This window comes from Micromonospora sp. AMSO31t (assembly GCF_008868175.1).
In the GTDB taxonomy this organism is placed as follows: domain Bacteria; phylum Actinomycetota; class Actinomycetes; order Mycobacteriales; family Micromonosporaceae; genus Micromonospora.
In genome coordinates, this window is the sequence record NZ_WBKT01000071.1 from 1 (window position 1) to 21230 (window position 21230).

Below are 21230 nucleotides of genomic sequence, written 5' to 3' on the forward strand. Positions count from 1 at the left end.
GGCGCCGCACCCGCCCGCATCACCCTGATCACCGGCGACCAGGTCGACCTCGTCCGGGCCGCGCCCGGCCGGGTCGCCGCCACGGTCCACCCCGGACCCGGCCGGGACCGGGTCACCTTCCATACCGTGCAGGTCGACGGCGGGCTGCGCGTGCTGCCCAGCGACGTCGTCCCGTACCTCTCCGCCGGGGTGCTCGACCCGGACCTGTTCGACGTGGAGGAGTTGGCCGCCGAGGGCTACGGCGACGCCGCCCAGGGCGCGCTGCCGCTGATCGTCCGCTACCAGCAGCCGGCGGCCGGCCGCGTCCGGGCGCTGGCCGGCGCCACCGCGACGCGTGCGCTGCCGAGCATCAACGGCGCCGCGCTGCGGGTCGACAAGGCCGACCTTGATGGGCTGTGGACCACACTGGGCGGCACGCCGGCGGCCCGGAGCGGTAGCGCCGCGCCCCGCCTCGGTGGTGGCATCGCCCGGATCTGGCTCGACGGGCGGGTGCACCCGGCGCTCGAGCACAGCGTGCCGCAGATCGGCGCCCCGGCCGCGTGGGCGGCTGGCCGGGACGGCACCGGCGTCCGGGTGGCGGTGCTCGACACCGGCGTCGACGCCACCCACCCCGACCTGGCCGGTCGGATCGCCGAGGCGCAGGACTTCACGGGCAGCGGCAGCGCCCGCGACGGGCACGGCCACGGCACCCACGTGGCCTCCACCATCGCCGGCAGCGGCGCGGCCTCCGACGGGCTGCGCAAGGGCGTCGCGCCCGGCGCGCGGCTCCTGATCGGCAAGGTGCTCGACGACGGCGGCAGCGGCTACGACTCGGGGATCATCGCGGGCATGGAGTGGGCCGCCCACTCCGGCGCGAAGGTGATCAGCATGAGCCTCGGCGGCCCGGCCACCGACGGCACAGACCCGATGAGCCAGGCGGTCAACGACCTCACCGCCGAGACCGGCACGCTCTTCGTGATCGCCGCCGGCAACGAGGGAGCGGCGGGCACCGTCGGGTCGCCCGGCGCGGCCGCGGCCGCGCTCACCGTCGGCGCGGTGGACCGTGACGACAACCTGGCCGACTTCTCCAGCCGTGGCCCGCGGGTGGGCGACAACGGCCTCAAGCCGGAGATCACCGCGCCGGGTGTCGGCATCGTCGCCGCCCGCGCCTCCGGCACCACCATGGGTACGCCGGTGGACGAGGCGTACACCCGGGCGTCCGGGACGTCGATGGCTACCCCGCACGTGGCCGGCGCGGCCGCGATCCTCGCCCAGGAACACCCGGACTGGACCGCCGGGAAGCTCAAGGACGCGCTGGTCAGCACCACGAAGCCGAACGCCGCGTTGACCGTCTACGAGCAGGGCGGCGGCCGGGTCGACGTGGCCCGCGCGCTGAGCCAGCGGGTGTACGGCTCGGCCACCGCCGACTTCGGCCGAGTGAACACCGGCGGCGCGGCGGCGGAGCGGACCGTGACGTACACCAACGGCACCGCCGCCCCGCAGACCCTGCGGCTGGCCCTGGAGCTGCGCAACCTGGACAGCGGCGCCGCCGAGCCGGACGGGATCTCGCTCGACGGCACAGAGGTGACCGTCCCGGCCGGCGGCAGCGTGAACGTCCCGCTGCACGCCGACCCGGCGAAGCTGGACCGGGGAGTGCACAGCGGGTGGCTGGTGGCCACCGGCGCCGACGGTGTCGCGGTACGCACGGCCGTCGGGCTCACTCTCAGCGGCCCGATCCACACCGTCACCCTGCGCGCCCTGGACATGGCCGGGCAGCCCGGCCTCTCGCCGGTGGTCACCCTCTTCGGTGAGCACTCCGACTCGGACCAGCTGCTCTGGCTTCCCCCCACGGGGTGGCAGGTGCAGGTCGAGGAGGGTCCGTACCTGCTGGAGGGCCTGATCGAGCACGGCGCCCCGCTGGACGAGCAGATCACCCTGGTCACCGACCCCGAGCTCATGGTCGACCGGGACCTGACGGTGGTCCTCGACCCGCGCAAGGGCACGCCGGTGCGGATCGAGACGCCGAAGCCGACCGAGCAGCGGGCGGCGATCAGCTTCTACGAGCACCGGATCTTCGGCAACGGCCGGCAGGTTGACCACGGCGTCATGAACTTCAGCACGACCCAGCAGGTCAACGTCACCCCGACGCGGCCGGTGAGCCGGGGCGAGTTCGAGTTCGCCTCCCGCTGGCAGCTGGTGGCGCCCATGGTGGACGCCGAGGTCGGTAAGGTCGCCGGTCCGTTGGACATCAACCTGCTGAGCCAGTCGCCGGCTCCGGCGGGCCGGCGGAAGCTCCGGCTGGTCTGGGCGGGCGACGGCACCGCCGGTGAGCTGGCCCGGGCCGGGGCCCGAGGCGCGGCCGCGCTGGTGGCCGGCAGCTACGACCGCGCCGAGGAGGACCAGATTGCCGACGCCACGGCGGCCGGCGCCGCCATGGTGCTCATCGTCCGCCCGGCGGACCGGAGCGCGTGGACGGTCTGGCGCCCGGACGGGGATCGGTTGCCGATCCCGTCGCTGGTGGTCGCGAACGACGACGGACAGCGGATGATCGCGGCGGCGAAGAGCGGCCGCGCGACCCTCGACGTGACGCTGACCGTGGACAGCCCCTACCTGTACGACGTGTGGCAGGTGTCGAAGGGGCGGGTCCCGGAGCGGATCGTGCACCGGGTGACGGCGAACAACACCGCCGAGGTGACCGCCCGCTACGCCGACACCGGCGGGTCCGACTGGGCCACCGAGCAGCGGTTCGGCTGGCGCCCCTGGCAGGAGTACTCCTGGAACGACGACCAGCGGATGGTGCATACCGGCACCACCCGGCAGGAGTTCGTCAGTGCCGGGGACTCCTGGTGGCAGCAGCGGGTGCTGCACCAGCTCACCTGGTCCTGGGGGCCGCTGCTCGGCGGGCTCGCCGGGCAGCCCCGGCGGTACGCCGCCGACGACCGGGTCACCGAGACCTGGCACGCCCCGGTGGTCCGGCCCGCCGTGCCGGCGACCGGCGGAGCGCCGGTGCCCACGCGCACCGGTGACGTCCTGGACCTGCGGGTGGCCGAGTTCGTCGACGCGGACGGCCACTACAGCCCGGCCGGGTACGGCGAGGAGCAGGACACCGTCGAGCGCCGGCTGAGCCGGGACGGCCAGCAGATCGCCGACCTCTCCGGCGGCTGGGCGCCCGTGCCCACCACCCCGGGCGCCGCCCGCTACCGGCTGGACGTCACCACCGGGCGGTCCTCGGCGGAGTGGCGGTGGGCCACGCGGACCGAGACGGCCTGGGAGTTCACCTCGGCCCGCCCGGCCGGGGACGCCGCCCGGCCACTGCCGCTGCTCCAGGTCGACTACCGGGTGCCGGCCGACCTGCGCGGCGAGGTGGCCGGCCGGCCGCACCGGCTGGAGCTGACGCTGCGCCAGCCGGCGGGGCTGCCGGCGCCGACGGGCGGCCAGGTCCGGGTCGACGTGTCGTTCGACGGCGGGCGGAGCTGGCGGGCGGTGCCGGTGCACGGCTCGGGCAGGCGGTTCACCGCCGCGGTGCCGGCCGGGCACGGCACGGTGTCGCTGCGCACCCGCGGCCGGGACCGCGCCGGGAACACCGTCGAGCAGACCGTGCTAAACGCGTACGGGCTGCGCTGAGCGGGGCGGGCGGGGCGGCCCGGCGCCGCCCCGCCCGGCTCGGATCCAGCCCCGGCGGGCGGCCTGGTCAGATCCAGCCCCGGCGGGCGACCTGGAAGGCCAGCCCCGGCCGGGTGTCCACGCCGGCGAGCGCCATGAGGTCGGCGAGCCGGCGCTGCACCGTGCGCCGGCTCACGCCGAGCTGCGAGGCGATCGACTTGTCCGGCACACCGGCCACGAACAGTGACAGCAGCCGCGCCTCGTCGGGGTCCGGCCGGTGGCCGTCGCCGTCGGGGGCGACCGGTGGGGCGGCCGGGCCCAGCGGCGTCGCCATCAGCCAGTGGCTCTCGAACAGGGCGAGCAGCGCGTCCAGCAGTTGGCTGCGGCCGATCACGGCGGCGGTCGGTTCGCCGCTGCCCCGCTCGGGCACCAGCGGGCAGACCGCCGTCCGGCCGTCCACGATGGCCAGCCGGACCGGCAGCCGGTCGAGGACGCGGGCCTGCTCACCGGCGCGTACGCCCTGCTCGACGTCCGCGAGGGCGCCCGGTTCGAGGAGCATCCCGCGTTCGTAGATGGCCCGGTAGCGCACCCCGCGGGCCAGCGCGTCGAACTCCTCGACGTTCTCCTGGCCCGGCATGGCCAGCGGGTTCGCCCGGCAGAACCAGAGCACCTCGGACCGGGCGCCGTTCTGCAGGTCGCGCAGGCGTTCGCGCAGCGCCCGGGCGCCGGTGACCACCTCGACCAGGTGCCCGGCGTCGTGCCGGCGCATCCCGGCCCGGTACTCCTCGGTGAGCTGGGTGACCGCCGCGCGGGCCGACTCGAGGGCCTCCTGGCGGCGCAGCAGCGCCTCGCCGAGCGGAACGTCGGGTGCCAGCGGCCGCAGCGGCGCGTCGGGCTCCGGCCCGGCCGGCAGCACCAGTCCCTTGCCGCGCAGGGCTTCGAGCTGGGCCAGGATGTCCGTGCTCGAGAGGCCGAGCCGCTCGGCCAGCTCGCCGACCCGCGCGGTCGTGAGCTGCACGAGGCAGCGGTAGAGCCGCTCCTCGTCCGGGGTCAGGCCGATCACGTCCAGCACGGGGCAGAACTGTACGACCCCGTCACGGGCACCGCGCCGGCTGGTCAAGTGTCGGAGGACGCGTCTACTGTCGGGTGCTGTGCTGGAAGAGCTGCGCATCACCGGACTGGGCGTCATCGAGGACACCACGCTGCCGCTGACCGGCGGGATGAACGTCATCACCGGCGAGACCGGTGCGGGCAAGACCATGGTGGTGACCGGCCTCGGCCTGCTCTTCGGCGGCCGGGCCGACGCCGGCCGGGTCCGGGCCCAACCGGGCCGCGCCGTGGTCGAGGGCCGGCTGCGCCTGGACGGCCGGGTGGCCGGGACGGTGCACGCCCGGATCACCGACGCGGGCGGCGAACCCGACGAGGACGGCTCGCTGCTGCTGAGCCGCACGGTCACCGTCGAGGGCCGGTCGCGCGCGCACCTGGGCGGCCGCGGCATGCCGGTGTCGATGCTGGGCGAGGTCGGCGAGCAGGTGGTGGCCGTGCACGGCCAGTCCGATCAGCTGCGCCTGCTGCGCCCGGCCGAGCAGCGGGCCGCGCTCGACCGGTTCGCCGGCCCGGAGCACGAGAAGCTGCTCGACGCGCTGCGCGAGGCGCACACCCGGTGGCGGGCGGTGGTCGACGACCTGGCCGACCGGCGGCGCAACGCGCGCGAGCGCAACCAGGAGGCCGACCTGCTCCGGCTCGGCCTCGACGAGATCACCCGGGTCGACCCGCAGCCGGGCGAGGACGACGAGCTGAAGGCGGAGGCGCAGCGCCTGGAGCACGCCGAGGGGCTGCGCACCGCGGCCCAGGTGGCCCAGCAGTGCGTGGCCGGCGGCGTCGAGGCGGCCGACGACACCCCCGACGCGACCGCGCTGCTCGGCACCGCCCGGCGCACCCTGGAGGCGCAGGCCGGCACCGACCCCGCCCTGGGCGAGCTGGCCGCCCGGCTGGAGGAGGCGGCCACCCTGGTCACCGACGTCTCCGCCGAACTGTCCACCTACCTGGCCGCGCTCGACGCCGACCCGGCCCGCCTGCAGACCGTCTACGAGCGCCGGGCGGCGCTGCGCGGCCTCACCCGGAAGTACGCGGACGACGTCGACGGCGTGATCGCCTGGGCCGAGCGGGCCCGCACCCGGCTGTCCGACCTGGACACCTCCGACGATCTGCTGGACGAGCTGGACCGGGAGGCCGCCCGGCTCGCCGGTGAGGTGGCCGACCTGGCCGGGCGGGTCTCCACCTCCCGGCAGGAGGCCGCGGTCCGCTTCGCCGAGCAGGTCACCGTCGAGCTGGCCGGGCTGGCCATGCCGCACGCCCGCATCGAGGTGGCGGTGCTGCCCCGGCCGGCCGGGCGGGCCGAGCCCAGCCTGCCGGTCAACGGCGTCGAGGCCGGCGTCGGGCCGGACGGCGCCGACGAGGTGGAGCTGCGGCTGCTGGCCCACCCGGGCGCGCCGGCGCTGCCGTTGCAGCGGGGCGCCTCCGGTGGCGAGCTGTCCCGGGTGATGCTCGCCATCGAGGTGGTCTTCGCCGGCTCGGGCGGCCCGCCCACGCTGGTCTTCGACGAGGTCGACGCCGGTGTCGGCGGGCAGGCCGCGGTGGAGATCGGCCGCCGGCTGGCCCGGCTGGCCCGCAGCCACCAGGTGCTCGTGGTCACCCACCTGCCGCAGGTCGCGGCGTTCGCCGACCGGCACCTGGTGGTGGCGAAGGACACCGGGGGAGCGGTCACCACCAGCGGCGTCCGGGTGGTGGAGGACACTGAGCGCGCCCGCGAGCTGGCGCGGATGCTCGCCGGTTTGCCCGACTCGGATCTGGGTATCGCGCACGCCGAGGAGCTCCTGGCCGTGGCGGCCAAGGAAAGGCGCCCGTGATCCCGAGATTGTGAGCGCAAGCACACCGGCGTGCGCTCCGGTGTGCTTCCCTGGGTAGGCGGCCCTGCTCAGGCATGTCGCGACAGCAAAACATGCCTCACATGCCAGGATGGTCACGATGCGTCTACCCACGTTGCGCCGGACCCGGAACGCGGAACCGGGCTCAGTCCTCGGTACCGCGCGCCTCGACCGCCGGACGAAACGGCTGGTCGGGCGGCTCCGCCCGGGCGACATCGCGGTCATCGACCACGTCGACCTGGACCGGGTGGCGGCCGACTCGCTGGTGGCCGTCGGTGTCGCCGCCGTGCTCAACGCCAAGCCGTCGGTGTCCGGGCGCTACCCGAACCTCGGCCCCGAGGTGCTGATCTCGGCCGGCATCCCGCTCCTGGACGACCTCGGTGAGAGCGTCTTCGAGCAGATCCGCGAGGGCGACCTGGTGCGCATCGAGGGCAACACGGTCTTCGTCGGCGAGGAGCCGGTCGCGCACGGCGCCCTGCAGGACGCCGAGACGGTCGCCAAGTCGATGGCCGACGCCCGCGAGGGGCTGTCGGTGCAGTTGGAGGCGTTCGCCGCCAACACCATGGACTACCTCAAGCAGGAGCGCGACCTGCTGCTCGACGGCGTCGGCGTGCCGGAGATCCAGACCCAGGTCCAGGGCCGGCACTGCCTCATCGTGGTGCGCGGCTACGACTACAAGGCCGACCTGGACGTGCTGCGCCCGTACATCCGGGAGTTCAAGCCGGTGCTGATCGGCGTGGACGGCGGCGCCGACGCGCTGGTCGAGGCGGGCTACACCCCGGACATGATCATCGGTGACATGGACTCGGTCACCGACGACGTGCTGCGGTGCGGAGCCGAGGTGATCGTGCACGCCTACCCGGACGGCCGGGCGCCGGGCCTGGCCCGGGTCGAGGGCCTCGGTGTGCCGGCGATCACCTTCCCCGCCGCGGCCACCAGCGAGGACCTGGCCATGCTGCTGGCCGACGAGAAGGGCGCGTCGCTGCTGGTGGCCGTCGGCACCCACGCCACCCTGGTGGAGTTCCTCGACAAGGGCCGGGGCGGCATGGCCTCGACCTTCCTGACCCGGCTGAAGGTGGGCGGCAAGCTGGTCGACGCCAAGGGCGTCAGCCGGCTCTACCGGCAGAGCATCTCCGGTTCCTCACTGCTGCTGCTCATCCTCTCGGCGGTGGCCGCGATGGCCTCCGCGGTGGCGGTCTCCACAGTCGGGAAGGCGTATTTGGGTGTGGTGTCGGAGTGGTGGGACAATTTCGTGTTCCAGCTCGGCCAGATCTTCTAGCTCCCCGACGATCAAGAGGCTGCAAGCGTGATCAATTTCCGCTACCACGTGGTGTCCCTGACCGCGGTCTTCCTGGCGCTGGCCATCGGCCTGGTGGTCGGCACGGCCGCTTTGAACGGTCCGGTGGCCGACTCGCTCAAGGAGCGGGTCAACGGGCTCAGCAAGGACAACTCGCTGATGCGCCAGTCGGTCAACAGCCTCCAGAAGGAACTGGACATGGAGGAGGACTTCGCCGCCGAGATGGCGCAGGTCATCCTCCCCGGCAAGTTGAACGGCCGGCGGGTGCTGGTGCTCAGCCTGCCCAGCGGCCGGGACCACACCGAGGGCGTGGTGAAGATGCTCCAGCTCGCCGGGGCCAACGTCACCGCCCGCATCGACGTCCAGGACAAGTTCATCAACCCGGACAGCAACAACAACCTGCTGGAGCTGGCCGTCACGGCGGCCCGCCCGAACAGCGTGCCCACCTCCGGCCTGCCGGGCAACGGGCACGGCGTGGAGACCTCCAGCGCGCTGCTCGCCAGCGTCCTGCTGGACCGCCCGCAGGGCAGCCCGGCGGTCACCGACGCGGACCGGCGGGCGGTGGTGCAGCAGTACACCAACTCCGGTTACCTCACCCCGCAGGACCGGATCGGCGGCGCCGCCGAGGCGGTCGTGCTGGTGAGCGGCCAGCCCTACGTCGACAAGTACTCGGCGGAGAAGGACGAGTCGGTGGTGAAGATCGCCGAGCAGTTTGACCGGACCGGCGCGATCGTGGTCGGGGGCATGGGCTCGGCGGGCGGCAACGTGGTCTCCGTGGTCCGGGGCGACCCGGTGCTGTCCCAGACCATCTCGACGGTCGACAACGCCAACACCGTGCAGGGGCAGCTGGTGACCAGCCTCGCCATGGTGCAGCAGCTGACCGAGAAGAAGGCCGGCCAGTACGGCGTCGGCGACAACGCGGCCGCGCTGCTGCCTAGACTGCCCCAGTGACCGGTCCGTGCCGCGTCGCGCTGAACATCCGGATCGGAGGGGTCGCGTGAGACTCGGTCGGCTGCTGGCCGTCGGCGCCGGGGCGCTGGCCGCCCGCTACGTGCTGCGGGAGGTGTGCACCTCGCCGGGCGCGCCGGCGCTGGAGCGCACGAACTTCCGGGGCCGCACGGTCACCCTGGCCGCCGGCCCCGCCCTCGCGGTCGGCGCGGCCACCGCGGGCGCGCTCGGCGCCGGCAGCGCTCCGGCGGGCGCGGCCGCCCTGCTCGCCGGGGTGGGCGCGGGCTCCGTCGGGCTCTACGACGACGTCGTGGGCGCGCGCCCCGACCAGAAGGCCGCCAAGGGCTTCGCCGGGCACCTGGCCGCGCTGCGCGAGGGACGGGTCACCGCCGGGCTGGTCAAGATCGCCGGCGTGGGCGCGGCCGGCCTCGGCGCGGCGGTGCTGCTCGCCGCCGACCCGCGGGTCGCCGGGCACCCCCGCCGGCAGGCGGCCGGCGGCCTCCGCCGCGGGCTCGACGTGCTGCTCGGCGCCGGCGTGGTGGCCGGCACCGCCAACCTGGTCAACCTGCTCGACCTGCGCCCCGGCCGGGCGCTCAAGGCCGGCATGCTGCTCGGCGCGCCCCTCGCGGGCGGCCCGTTCGGGGGCATCGCGACGGGCGCGGTCGGTGCGGCCGCCGGGCTGGTCCGGGAGGACCTCGACGAGCGGGTCATGCTCGGCGACAGCGGCGCCAACGCGCTCGGCGCGGTGCTCGGGGTGAGCCTGGCGGCGCGGACCGGCCCACTGGGCCGGGCCGGCGTGCTGGCCGTCCTCGCCGCTCTCACCGCCGCCAGCGAGAAGGTGAGCTTCACCCAGGTGATCCAGCGGACCCCGGGGCTGCGGCACCTCGACGAGCTGGGCCGGCTCGCCGACTGACGTGACGAAACCGGCACCCCTCGCCGCAGCCGGCCGCGTGGCCGGAGCGGCCGCCCTCATCGCCGTCCTCACCGTGGTCAGCCGGCTGGCCGGCTTCGGCCGCACCGCCGTCTTCACCTGGACGCTCGCCCCCACCGACCTCGGTGGCGCCTACCTCGTGGCGAACTACGTCCCGAACTTCATCTTCGAGATCGTCGCCGGCGGGGCGCTGGCCAGCCTGGTCGTACCGCTGCTGGCCGGCGCGGTCGACGCGGGGGACCGGCGGGCGGTCGCGGCCACCACCGGCGCCCTGCTCACCTGGACGCTCAGCCTGCTGGTGCCGCTCGCGGTGCTGGTGGCGCTGCTCGCCGACCCGCTGCTGGGGCTGCTCGGCCCCGGCCTGGACGGCGCCCAGCAGGAGGTCGGGGCGCGGATGCTGCGGGTCTTCGCCCCCCAGTTGCCGCTCTACGGCGTCGGCATCGTGCTCACCGGCGTGCTCCAGGCGCACCGCCGGTTCGCCTGGCCGGTGATCGCCCCGCTGCTGTCCAGCGTGACCGTCATCGTGGTCTACCTCGGCTTCACCGCCGCGGAGGGACGCCTGGCCGGGGTCGGCGAGGTCGGCGCCGGCGGTGAGCTGCTGCTCTCCGGCGGCACCACGCTCGGCGTGGTGGTGCTCTCGCTGTCCCTGCTCGTCCCGCTGCGCCGGCTCGGGCTGCGGCCGCGGCTCGGCTTCCGGTTCCCCGCCGACGCCCGGGCCCGGGTCGGTGGGCTGGCCGTCGCCGGGGTGGTCACCGTCGCGGCCCAGCAGATCGCGCTGGTCGTGGCGCTCAACCAGGTCACCTACGGCCGGACCGCCGACGTCGGCGTCTACAACCTCGCCCAGACGATCTACTTCCTGCCGTGGGCGGTGCTGGCCGTCCCGCTGGCGGTGGCCGCGTACCCGACGCTGGTGGCGGCCCGGGCGGCCGGCGACGAGCGCGCCTACCGGGAGACCCTCGCCCCGGCGGTCCGCGGGGTGATGCTGTTCAGCCTGCTGGGGGCCGCCGCGCTCGTCGGCACGGCGATCCCGGTCGGGCACTTCTTCTTCGACCCCGCCGACGCCGCCACGGCCGCGGCGGGCATCGCCGGCTTCGCCCCCGGACTCCTCGGCTACGGCCTGTTCGCGGTGCTCACCCGGGCCCTCTACGCGCGAGGGGAGACCCGGTCGGCCACGGTGGCGACCGCGCTCGGCTGGCTCAGCGTGCCGGCGCTCGCCGTGCTGCTCGGGCACCGGCTGCCCCTCGCCGACCGGGTGCTCGCCGTGACCCTGGCCACCTCCGCCGGCATGCTGCTCCTCGGCGGGCTGCTCGTCGCCGCCGTGGTCCGCGCCGCCGGCCGGTCCGCCCTGGCCGGCGTCGGGCGCGCCGGGGCCGCCGGCCTGCTGGCCGCCGCGGTCGCGGGCCTCGGTGGGGCGGCCACCGCCCGGGGACTCGCCGGGCTCGCCCACGGGACCCCGACGACAGGGCAGGCCCTCGTTCAGGGCATGCTGTCCGGGGTCGTGGTCGGCGCGCTGTTCCTCGCCGTCGCCTGGTTGACCGACGCGCGCGACCTCCGGCCGCTGCTCGGGGCCGTGGCCCGCCGGCTCGGCCGGCGACGCCCGCCCGGCGGGGGCGACGGCCCGCGGGAGGACGAGCGTCCCGGCGAGCGGGGCGACGGAAAGGAGACCGTTTCCTCATGACGGACGCCTCGTCGGCGCCGCGGTGGCCCGGCTCGGTTGCCCTGGTGCTCGCCTCCAGCACCGGTGGGGTGGGGCAGCACGTCCGCTCGATCGCCCGCGGCCTGACCGAAGCCGGCGCGTCCGTGCTGGTCTGCGGCCCGGCCGCCACCCAGGACCAGTTCGACTTCACCGGGGTGGGCGCCCGGTTCACGCCGGTGGAGATCCCGGCCAGCCCCACCCCGGCCGACGCGCGGGCCGTCGCCGCGCTGCGCCGGGCCCTCGCCGAGCCGCCGGTCGACGTGGTGCACGCCCACGGGCTGCGCGCCGGCCTCGTGGCCCTGCTGGCCCGGCCGCCCGCCCCCCTCGTGGTCACCTGGCACAACGCCGTGCTCGCCGGTGGGCTGCGCGGCACCCTGTCCCGGCTCGCCGAGCGGATCGTCGCCCGCAACGTCCGGGTCGCTCTGGGCGCCTCCGCCGACCTCGTCGAACGAGCCGCCGCGCTCGGCGCCGCCGACGCCCGCCTCGCCCCGGTCGCCGCGCCGGCGCTGCCCGCGCCGCGCCGCCGCCGGGCCGCCGTCCGCGCCGAGTTCGGGGTCGCCGCCGACCGGCCGCTGATCGTCTCGGTGGGCCGGCTGCACCCGCAGAAGCGGTACGACATCCTGGTCGACGCGGCCGCCCGGTGGCGTACCCGGCAACCGGCGCCGCTCGTGGTGATCGCCGGCAGCGGGCCCGCGTACCTCCCGCTCGCCGCGCGGATCTCGGCCGCCCGGGCGCCGGTGACCCTGCTCGGGCACCGCACCGACGTGGCCGACCTGCTCGGCGCCGCCGACCTCGCCGTGGTGACCAGCGACTGGGAGGCCCGCCAGCTGTTCGCCCAGGAGGCGCTGGGTGCCGGCGTACCGCTGGTGGCGACCGCCGTCGGCGGTCTGCCGGAGCTGGTCGGCGACGCCGCGGTGCTGGTGCCCGCCGGCGACGTGGACGCCGTCGACGCGGCGGTGCGCGACCTGCTCGACGACGAGGCCCGCCGGGCCGACCTGGCCCGCCGGGGCGCCGCCCGTGCCGCGACCTGGCCGACCGAGGCGGACACCACGGGCGCCCTCGCCGACCTGTACGCCGAACTGACGCCCGAGCACTCGACAGGGACCCGGTGATGCTGCGCAGACTGACCCCGGTGCTGCTGACCCTGGTCGTGGTGGCACTCGGCATCACCGCGCTGGCCGCCCGCCCCGACGACGGCGCGCCGGAGCGCAGCGCCGACTTCGTGGTGCTGGCCGGAGCGGCCGGCCTGCGTTGGGATGACGTCGACCCGCAGACCACCCCCACCCTGTGGCGGATGGCCGAGGAGGGCTCGATCGGCTCCCTCTCCGTCCGCTCCGCGCACCGGCCCACCTGCCCGGTCGACGGCTGGCTGACCCTGGGCGCCGGCAACTTCGCCGCCTGGAAGGGCAGCCGGCCCGGCGGGGGCTGCCCGGCCACCGGGGTGACCGTCGAGCAGCCCGACGGGATCGGCGCGAACCTGCCCGACCAGGAGAGCGTGGTCGCCTACAACCAGGACCGGCTCTCCTGGGGGACCACCCCGGGCGCGCTGTCCGAGTCGGTGCGCTGCTCGGTGGCGGTCGGTCCGGGCGCCGCGGTGGCCGCCGCGCGCCCCTTCGGCCGGGTCGACCGGTACGCCCCGGTGCTCCCCGCCGACCCGGCGAAGCTGCTCGGCTCCTGTGTGCTGAGCATCGTCGACCTGGGCACCGTCGACGGCGAGGACCCGACCAACCGGGCCGCCCAGGCCCGCCAGGTGGACGCCCAGCTCGCCCGGGTGCTGGCCGCCCGGCCGCCCCGCTCGCTGGTCCTGGTGGCCGGCGTCTCGGACACCGACACCCCGTCCCGGCTGCACGTCGCGGTGGCCGACGGTCCGGGCTGGGGCCGGGGCTGGCTGACCTCTCCGAGCACCGCCCGCGAGGGCTACCTGCAACTGGTCGACCTGGCCCCCACGGCGCTGGCCGCCCTGGGCCGGCCCATGCCCGAGCGGCTCTTCCTCGGCCGACCCGCCGTCTCCGTGGGCGACCGCCCCGACGACCTGCGGGCCGCTATCGACGCGCCCTCCGACGCCGACCGCGAGGCCGCCGCCCAGCGCCGGGTCGCCGGCTGGTTCTTCACCCTGCTCGCCGCCGCCCAGGTGGCCCTCGCCGTGGCCGTGCTGCCGCTGCTGCGCCGGGCCCGCCGGCACGCCGGCCCGCACGGGCCCGCGCCGGTGTCCCGGCGGGTGGTGGCGGCGGTGGAACTGCTGCTGATCGCCGCCGCGCTCGCCGTGCCGGCCGCCCTGCTCGCCGATGCGGTGCCCTGGTGGCGCCTGTCGCACGCCGGCTGGTGGTTCGCCTCCGTCACCGCCCTGCTGACCGTCGGCGGCACCGCCGCGGTCCGGTTCACGCCCGGCCACGAGCGCACCCTCGGCCCGCTCGGCGCGGTGGCCGCCCTGGCCACCCTGGTGGTCGGGGTGGACGTGCTCACCGGCTCCCGCCTGCAGCTCAACGGCGTGATCGGCTACTCGGCCCTGGAGGGCGGCCGGTACGCCGGCCTGGGCACCGTCGGGCTGGGCGTGTTCATCGCCGGCTCGCTGCTCTGCGGCGGCTGGCTCGCCCAGCGGGTCCGCCGGGCCTGGCGACCCATGGTGATGGTCGCGGTCGGCGGGGCGGCCGTCGTCATCGTGGGCAGCCCCTACCTGGGGGCCGACTCGATCGGCGCGATCGCGCTCACCGCCGGGGTGAGCGTCGCCGCCGCCATCTGCACCGGCGGCTGGCTGACCGTGAGCCGGCTGGCCTGGGCCACCATGGCCGGGCTGGCGGTCACCATCGGCTTCGCCGTGGTCGACGTGGGCCGGCCGGAGGCCGAGCGGGGGAGCCTCGGGCGGTTCCTCGCCGCGCTCGGCGACGGCACCGGCGGGTTGACCGTGCACCGGTCCAGCACCGCCAACTTCCAGACCCTCGTGAACAGCCCGCTCACCGTCCTGGCCCTGGCCGGCGCGGCGCTGGTCTGGTTCGCCCTGCTCCAGCCGTGGGGCGGCCTCATGCGGCTGTTCGGCATCTACCCGGCGATCCGGGCGGCGATGGCCGGCACCGCGGTGGCGGCCGGCCTGGGCGGTGTGCTGGGCGGCTCGGCGCTGGACGTGGCCGGGGCGGCGGCGGCCCTGGTCGTCCCCATGGCGGCCCTGGCGGCCCTGCGGGTGCTCGACCACTCCACCGACCGCACCCAGCCCGGCAGCGGCCGCCCGGGCGACGAGGGCGGGTCCGCCCCGCCCGGCGGCCCGAGCGGGCCCGACGGCGGACGGGCGGCCGAGGTTTCCGGCGAGGGCGGCGCGGCCGGCCGCGACCCCGACCCGACCGTCGCCGACGGCGCTCCGGCGGGCTCCGAACGGGGTACGCGGGCGCCGGACGCGGCCGCCGACCGGACGCCCCGGGTGCCGGCCCAGCCCGGCCCGGCATCGACCGAGGTGCCCGCCGGCTGAGGCGAACCCGGCTTCACGTGCGCCGACGGCGGGTGCGACGCCGCCGTGCGGCCGGGGAGGTGTTACCGTGGAATCCCGTGGATCGCGTGATCACTTGGCTGATCGGCACGGCGGTTCGCACGACCGCTACGGACGACACGGGAGCAGGCCTTGGCCCCTTCAGCACGGACGACCAGGCACATTTTCGTCACCGGGGGCGTCGCCTCCTCGCTGGGTAAGGGCCTCACCGCCTCCAGCCTCGGCAACCTGCTGACCGCGCGCGGGCTCCGCGTGGTGATGCAGAAGCTCGACCCGTACCTCAACGTCGACCCCGGGACGATGAACCCGTTCCAGCACGGCGAGGTCTTCGTCACCGAGGACGGGGCCGAGACCGACCTCGACGTCGGCCACTACGAGCGCTTCCTCGACCGGGACCTGTCCGGCAAGGCGAACGTCACCACCGGGCAGATCTACTCGGCGGTGATCGCCAAGGAGCGGCGCGGCGAATACCTGGGCGACACCGTCCAGGTCATCCCGCACATCACCAACGAGATCAAGGCGCGGATCCTCGGCATGGCCGACCCGGACGCCGACGGCCAGGTCCCCGACGTGGTGATCACCGAGGTCGGCGGCACGGTGGGCGACATCGAGTCGCTGCCGTTCCTGGAGGCGATCCGCCAGGTCCGCCACGACCTGGGCCGGGACAACTGCTTCTACCTGCACGTGTCGCTGGTGCCCTACCTGGCCCCGTCGGGTGAGCTGAAGACCAAGCCCACCCAGCACTCGGTGGCGCAGCTGCGCAGCATCGGCATCCAGCCGGACGCCCTGGTGCTGCGCTGCGACCGGGAGATCCCGGACAAGGTCAAGGAGAAGCTCTCGCTCTACTGCGACGTCGACCGGGAGGCGGTCACCGCCGCCCCGGACGCGCCGAGCATCTACGACATCCCCAAGGTGCTGCACCGGGAGGGCCTCGACGCGTACGTGGTGCGCCGGCTCGGCCTCTCCTTCCGGGACGTGGACTGGACCCGCTGGGACGACCTGCTCGACCGGGTGCACCAGCCCCGCCACACGGTGACCGTCGCGCTGGTCGGCAAGTACGTCGACCTGCCCGACGCGTACCTGTCGGTGAGCGAGGCGATCCGGGCCGCCGGCTTCGGCCACCGGGCCCGGGTGCAGCTGCGCTGGGTGCCCAGCGACGACTGCGTGACCCCGGCCGGTGCGGCGGCGGCCCTGGCCGGCGTCGACGGCATCGTGATCCCCGGCGGCTTCGGCGTCCGTGGCATCGAGGGCAAGATCGGCACCGCCCGGTACGCCCGGGAGAACGGCATCCCGCTGCTCGGCCTCTGCCTCGGCCTGCAGTGCATGACCATCGAGGTGGCCCGCCACCTGGCCCACCTCGACGGGGCGAACTCGCTGGAGTTCGACGAGGAGGCCACCCACCCGGTCATCGCCACGATGGCCGACCAGGAGGACATCGTCGCCGGCAAGGGCGACCTGGGCGGCACCATGCGGCTCGGCGCGTACCCGGCGAAGCTGGCCGAGGGCTCGCTGGTCGCCGAGGCGTACGGCAGCACCGAGGTCAGCGAGCGGCACCGGCACCGGTACGAGGTGAACAACGCCTACCGCGACCAGCTCACCAAGGCCGGCCTGACCATCTCCGGCACCTCGCCGGACGGCCGGCTCGTCGAGTTCGTCGAGCTGGACCGGGACCTGCACCCGTTCTTCGTGGCCACCCAGGCGCACCCCGAGCTGAAGAGCCGGCCGACCCGGCCGCACCCGCTCTTCGCGGCGTTCGTGAAGGCCGCCGTGGCGTACTCCGAGGCCGACCAGCTCCCGGTCGACCTGGACGCCCCGGCGGAGGCCGCGGCGGCGAAGAAGGCGGGCCGCAACGGCGGCGCCGCGGCGGCGAAGGCGGCGTCGGCGTCGTGAGTGCGGTGGAGCACCGGTACGAGGTGGCCGGGCACCGGGAGATCTGGTCCGGCCGGATCTTCTCGGTGGTCAGCGACGACGTCACCATGCCGGGCGGGGGCACCGCCACCCGCGACTACGTGACGCATGTCGGCGCGGTGGCCGTGGTGGCCCTCGACGACGCCGGCCAGGTGGTGCTGATCCGGCAGTACCGGCACCCGGTGGGCCGGCACCTGTGGGAGCTGCCCGCCGGGCTGATGGACGTCCGGGGCGAGGACCTGGCCACCGCGGCGGCCCGGGAGCTGGCCGAGGAGGCCGATCTCACCGCCGGCAGCATCGACGTCCTGGTCGACCTGCACAGCTCGCCCGGGTTCAGCAACGAGGTGGTCCGGGTCTTCCTGGCCCGCGACCTCGCCGACGTGCCCGCCGAGGAGCGGCACGACCGGCGCGACGAGGAGGCCGACCTCCAGGTCGTCCGGGTCGACCTCGACGAGGCGGTCCGGATGGTCCTGGCCGGCGAGATCACCAACGCCTCCTGCGTGGCCGGGCTGCTCGCCGCGGCCCGGGCCCGGGAGACCGGCTTCGCCGAGCTGCGCCGCCCGGAGGCGCCGCTGCCCCGCTGACCGGGGTCGGACGACGAAGGGGCCGCGCGGTGCGAACACCGCGCGGCCCCTTCCGCTGTGTCGACGGTCAGTCGCGCAGCGGACGGCCCTGCCCGTCGACGCCACCGTTGACCAGGATCAGGATGCCGTCGATGGTGCCCCAGAGGGCGCCGAAGCCGCAGGTCACGACGCTCACGACCAGCTGGAGAACGCCGGTCTTGGTGTCGCCCATGTAGAAACGCCCGGCGCCGAAGAAGCCGAGCAGGATGCCCAGGATGCCCGCGACGACCTTGCTCTTGTCCGAGACGCCCTGCGGGTACTGCTGGTAAGGAGGAGTGGTCATGAGCGGACACCCTAGTGATCGACAGCGCTCCTGTCCGCACCGCCGCCCCGTCGGTGGAAGGATATTTACCGAAGATTGTCCTGACGGCTGAGGCGGTCTCCACCGCACAGCCCGATCGATGCCTGACACACCGTCAGCACGACCGGGCACCGGATGTCACTGTGTTGGCCTCCGTGGGGTTCCCACGCGCCTAGACTGCCGCCGGGCGGGACCGGTGGACCGTGTCGGCAAAGGGGCCGTCGCGGCGCCGCGCAGTCGGGGGTGAGCGTCCCCGAGGAAGGTGTCTGCATCGTGAAGGTCGGAATCCCACGCGAGGTCAAGAACCACGAGTACCGCGTGGCGATCACGCCCGCGGGCGTCAACGAGTTCACCCGCCACGGCCACGAGGTCTTCGTCGAGTCCGGCGCGGGCGTCGGCTCCAGCATCACCGACGACGAGTTCGCCGCCGCCGGCGCCAAGATCCTGGCCACCGCCGACGAGGTCTGGGACACCGCCGAGCTGGTGCTCAAGGTGAAGGAGCCGATCGCCGAGGAGTACCACCGGATGCGCGAGGGGCAGGTGCTCTTCACCTACCTGCACCTGGCCGCCTCGAAGGACTGCACCGACGCGCTGCTGGACCGGAAGGTCACCGGCATCGCCTACGAGACCGTCGAGCTGCCCGACCGCTCGCTGCCGCTGCTCGCCCCGATGTCCGAGGTGGCCGGCCGGCTCGCCCCGCAGGTGGGCGCCTTCTACATGATGCGCACCGGCGGCGGCCGGGGCGTGCTGCCCGGCGGCGTCTCCGGCGTGTACGCGGCCAAGACCGTGGTCATCGGCGCCGGCGTCTCCGGCCTGAACGCCGCCGCCATCGCGCTGGGCCTCCAGTCCGAGGTGCTGCTGCTGGACAAGAACGTCGCCCGGCTGCGCCAGGCCGACGCCATCTACCGCGGCCACCTGCAGACCGTCGCCTCCAACGCGTACGAGATCGAGCGGGCCGTGCTCGACGCCGACCTGGTCATCGGCGCGGTGCTGGTGCCCGGCGCGAAGGCCCCGAAGCTCATCTCCAACGAGCTGGTCTCCCGGATGAAGCCGGGCAGCGTGCTCGTCGACATCGCCATCGACCAGGGCGGCTGCTTCGAGGACTCGCGCCCGACCACGCACGCCGACCCGGTCTACAAGGTGCACGACTCGATCTTCTACTGCGTGGCGAACATGCCGGGCGCGGTGCCGAACACCAGCACCTACGCGCTGACCAACGTCACCCTGCCGTACGCCCTCGAGCTGGCCAACCAGGGCTGGCGCGGCGCGCTGCGCAACGACCCGGCGCTCGCCCTCGGCCTGAACACCCACGCCGGCCAGGTCGTCTACGGCCCGGTCGCCGAGGCGCACGGCATGGACGTGCTGCCGCTGGCCGAGGTGCTCAACTGAGGGGCACAGCCTGACCACCGCAGCGGCCGGGGCTACCTGGACCATCTCACCGTCGAGCGGGGACTGTCCGCGAACACCCTCGCCTCCTACCGCCGGGACCTGGACCGCTACCTGTCCACCCTGGCCGCCGCCGGGGTGACCGACCTGGCGGCCGTCGGCGCCGCCGACATCGAGGCGCACCTGGCCCGGCTGCGCGGCGGCGACGCCGACCACCCGCCGCTCGCCGTCTCCTCCGCCGCCCGCGCGGCCAGTGCCGTGCGCGGCCTGCACCGCTTCGCGCTGCGCGAGGGGATGGCCGGCGCCGACCCCGGCCGCGACGTCCGCCCACCCGCCCCGCCGCGCCGGCTGCCCCGGGCGCTGCCGGTCGACGCCGTCGTGCGGCTGCTGGAGACCGCCGGCCCGGTCACCGCCACCGGCGAGGCCGCGCCCCGCGCGCTGCGCGACCGGGCGCTGCTGGAATTCCTGTACGGCACCGGCGCGCGCATCTCCGAGGCGGTCGGCGCCGCCGTGGACGACCTCGACCTCGACGCCGGGACCGTGCTGCTGCACGGCAAGGGCGGGAAGACCCGGCTCGTGCCGGTCGGCGGGTACGCGGCCGAGGCGCTGCGCGCCTGGCTGGTCCGGGGCCGCCCGGCGCTGCTGGCCGCCGGCCGGGGCACCGCGGCGGTGTTCGTCAACGCCCGCGGCGGACGGCTCACCCGGCAGGGTGCCTGGACCGTGCTGCGCGCCGCGGCCGAACGCGCCGGCCTGCCGGTCGACGGGCCCGAGGCGGTCTCCCCGCACACCCTGCGCCACTCGTACGCCACCCACCTGCTCGACGGCGGCGCCGACGTGCGGGTGGTGCAGGAACTGCTCGGCCACGCCTCGGTGACCACCACCCAGGTGTACACGTTGGTCACCGTGGAACGGCTGCGCGAGGTCTACGCCACCGCGCACCCACGCGCCCACGGGTGAGCGCGGGGAGTGCGCCGGGGATGCGAGCCCCTGCGCCGGGGTTGCGAGCCCCGCAGTCGCGAACGAACGAGCGTCCCGGCTGACCGCTGCCCGACACGCCGACCCGCTACCGAACGCGCTGCTGGCACGTGGCGTACAGTCGGCTTCGGCGCGGGCCTCCAGGGGTGACGGACCGGGGGTGCGCAGCGGCGCCGCGAGGGACGTCGGACGGCTCCGACGCCGGGTGGTCGTCGGGAGGGGGCAACGAGGACATGGCAGGAAACGGTGACCGTGCCGAGACCTGGACGTCGGAGCTCCGCGAGCAGCAGGCGACGCTGGGCGCCGACCTCGGCCCCGCCGACCCGGCCGCCTACACCATGCGCAAGCCGATCCCCGAGCCGATGCCGACCGACCGGCACGGCCCGGCGCGGATCATCGCGATGGCCAACCAGAAGGGTGGCGTCGGCAAGACCACGACCACCATCAACCTGGGCGCCGCCCTCGCCGAATACGGCCGCAAGGTGCTGCTCGTCGACTTCGACCCGCAGGGCGCCCTCTCCGTGGGCCTCGGCGTCAACCCGCACAACCTCGACCTGTCGGTCTACAACCTGCTCATGCAGGACGACGTCACCGCCGAGGACGTGCTGATCAAGACCGACGTGGCCGGCCTGCACCTGCTGCCCGCCAACATCGACCTCTCCGCCGCCGAGATCCAGCTGGTCAACGAGGTCGCCCGCGAGATGGCCCTGGCCCGGGTGCTCCGCACGATCCGCAAGGAGTACGACTTCATCCTGATCGACTGCCAGCCCTCCCTGGGCCTGCTGGCGATCAACGCGCTGACCGTGGCGCACGGCGTGCTCATCCCGCTGGAGTGCGAGTTCTTCAGCCTGCGCGGTGTCGCGCTGCTGCTGGACACCATCGACAAGGTGCGCGAGCGGCTCAACTTCGACCTGGAGCTCGAAGGAATCCTCGCCACCATGTACGACAGTCGCACCACCCACTGCCGCCAGGTGCTCCAGCGGGTGGTGGAGGCGTTCGGCGACAAGGTCTACCAGACGGTGATCACCAAGACCGTCAAGTTCCCCGAGTCGACGGTGGCCGGTGCCCCGATCACCACCCTCGACCCGGCCTCCTCGGGCGCGCGCAACTACCGGCAGCTCGCCCGCGAGGTGATCGCCGCCCAGGCGGAGCGGTAGGCCGCACGCCGGGTGACCCGGTCG

15 protein-coding genes are annotated in these 21230 nt (G+C 75.1%); 13 read left to right on the forward strand and 2 right to left on the reverse strand.

Features of this window, described 5'->3' with window-relative positions; translation table 11 throughout:
* Positions 1-3603, forward strand: a 3603-nt coding sequence (locus tag F8274_RS17225) for a S8 family serine peptidase (RefSeq protein ID WP_151463416.1), incomplete at its 5' end; no start/stop codon positions are given.
* Positions 3604-3670: 67 nt separating this feature from the next.
* Here F8274_RS17225 and F8274_RS17230 read toward each other — a convergent pair.
* Positions 3671-4654, reverse strand: coding sequence for a helix-turn-helix domain-containing protein (locus F8274_RS17230; protein ID WP_151463417.1), 984 nt, complete (start codon positions 4652-4654; stop codon positions 3671-3673).
* A 79-nt stretch (positions 4655-4733) separates the two neighbouring features.
* Here F8274_RS17230 and recN point away from each other — a divergent pair, with 79 nt between their 5' ends.
* The 9 genes from recN to F8274_RS17275 all read left to right on the forward strand — a co-directional run bounded on the left by recN (position 4734) and on the right by F8274_RS17275 (position 17348).
* Positions 4734-6491 carry a DNA repair protein RecN gene (recN, locus tag F8274_RS17235; RefSeq protein ID WP_151463418.1) on the forward strand — a complete coding sequence of 586 codons (1758 nt, stop codon included), beginning with the start codon at positions 4734-4736 and terminating at the stop codon, positions 6489-6491.
* A gap of 118 nt (positions 6492-6609) precedes the next feature.
* On the forward strand, positions 6610-7788 hold the full coding sequence (gene steA / locus F8274_RS17240) for a putative cytokinetic ring protein SteA (RefSeq protein ID WP_151463419.1): 1179 nt from the start codon (positions 6610-6612) through the stop codon (positions 7786-7788).
* A gap of 27 nt (positions 7789-7815) precedes the next feature.
* Positions 7816-8757 (forward strand): copper transporter, encoded by a 942-nt coding sequence (locus F8274_RS17245; protein ID WP_151463420.1) that lies wholly within the window; start codon positions 7816-7818, stop codon positions 8755-8757.
* Between the two features lie 46 nt (positions 8758-8803).
* Complete coding sequence (locus F8274_RS17250) at positions 8804-9667, forward strand: hypothetical protein (protein WP_151463421.1); 864 nt, start codon at positions 8804-8806, stop codon at positions 9665-9667.
* Position 9668: 1 nt separating this feature from the next.
* A complete protein-coding gene (gene murJ / locus F8274_RS17255) occupies positions 9669-11363 on the forward strand; it encodes a murein biosynthesis integral membrane protein MurJ (RefSeq protein WP_151463422.1) in 1695 nt (564 codons plus the stop codon).
* Positions 11360-12493 carry a glycosyltransferase family 4 protein gene (locus F8274_RS17260; RefSeq protein WP_151463423.1) on the forward strand — a complete coding sequence of 378 codons (1134 nt, stop codon included), beginning with the start codon at positions 11360-11362 and terminating at the stop codon, positions 12491-12493. Before murJ ends, F8274_RS17260 begins: the two co-directional genes overlap by 4 nt.
* Positions 12493-14838: a hypothetical protein gene (locus tag F8274_RS17265; RefSeq protein WP_151463424.1), complete on the forward strand. Its 2346-nt coding sequence runs from the start codon at positions 12493-12495 to the stop codon at positions 14836-14838. Before F8274_RS17260 ends, F8274_RS17265 begins: the two co-directional genes overlap by 1 nt.
* A gap of 150 nt (positions 14839-14988) precedes the next feature.
* Complete coding sequence (locus tag F8274_RS17270) at positions 14989-16746, forward strand: CTP synthase (protein ID WP_151463425.1); 1758 nt, start codon at positions 14989-14991, stop codon at positions 16744-16746.
* On the forward strand, positions 16743-17348 hold the full coding sequence (locus tag F8274_RS17275) for an NUDIX hydrolase (protein ID WP_151463426.1): 606 nt from the start codon (positions 16743-16745) through the stop codon (positions 17346-17348). Before F8274_RS17270 ends, F8274_RS17275 begins: the two co-directional genes overlap by 4 nt.
* A gap of 67 nt (positions 17349-17415) precedes the next feature.
* Here the strand turns inward: F8274_RS17275 and F8274_RS17280 are convergent, their stop codons facing one another.
* A complete protein-coding gene (locus tag F8274_RS17280; protein ID WP_151463436.1) occupies positions 17416-17733 on the reverse strand; it encodes a TM2 domain-containing protein in 318 nt (105 codons plus the stop codon).
* Between the two features lie 228 nt (positions 17734-17961).
* Between F8274_RS17280 and ald the strand changes: the two genes are divergently transcribed.
* The 3 genes from ald (at position 17962) to F8274_RS17295 (ending at position 21206) form a co-directional block, all read left to right on the forward strand.
* On the forward strand, positions 17962-19077 hold the full coding sequence (gene ald / locus F8274_RS17285) for an alanine dehydrogenase (protein ID WP_151463427.1): 1116 nt from the start codon (positions 17962-17964) through the stop codon (positions 19075-19077).
* A 36-nt stretch (positions 19078-19113) separates the two neighbouring features.
* Positions 19114-20031 (forward strand): site-specific tyrosine recombinase XerD, encoded by a 918-nt coding sequence (locus F8274_RS17290; protein WP_151463428.1) that lies wholly within the window; start codon positions 19114-19116, stop codon positions 20029-20031.
* A 251-nt stretch (positions 20032-20282) separates the two neighbouring features.
* Positions 20283-21206, forward strand: coding sequence for a ParA family protein (locus tag F8274_RS17295; protein WP_091266519.1), 924 nt, complete (start codon positions 20283-20285; stop codon positions 21204-21206).
* Positions 21207-21230: the final 24 nt, after the last annotated feature.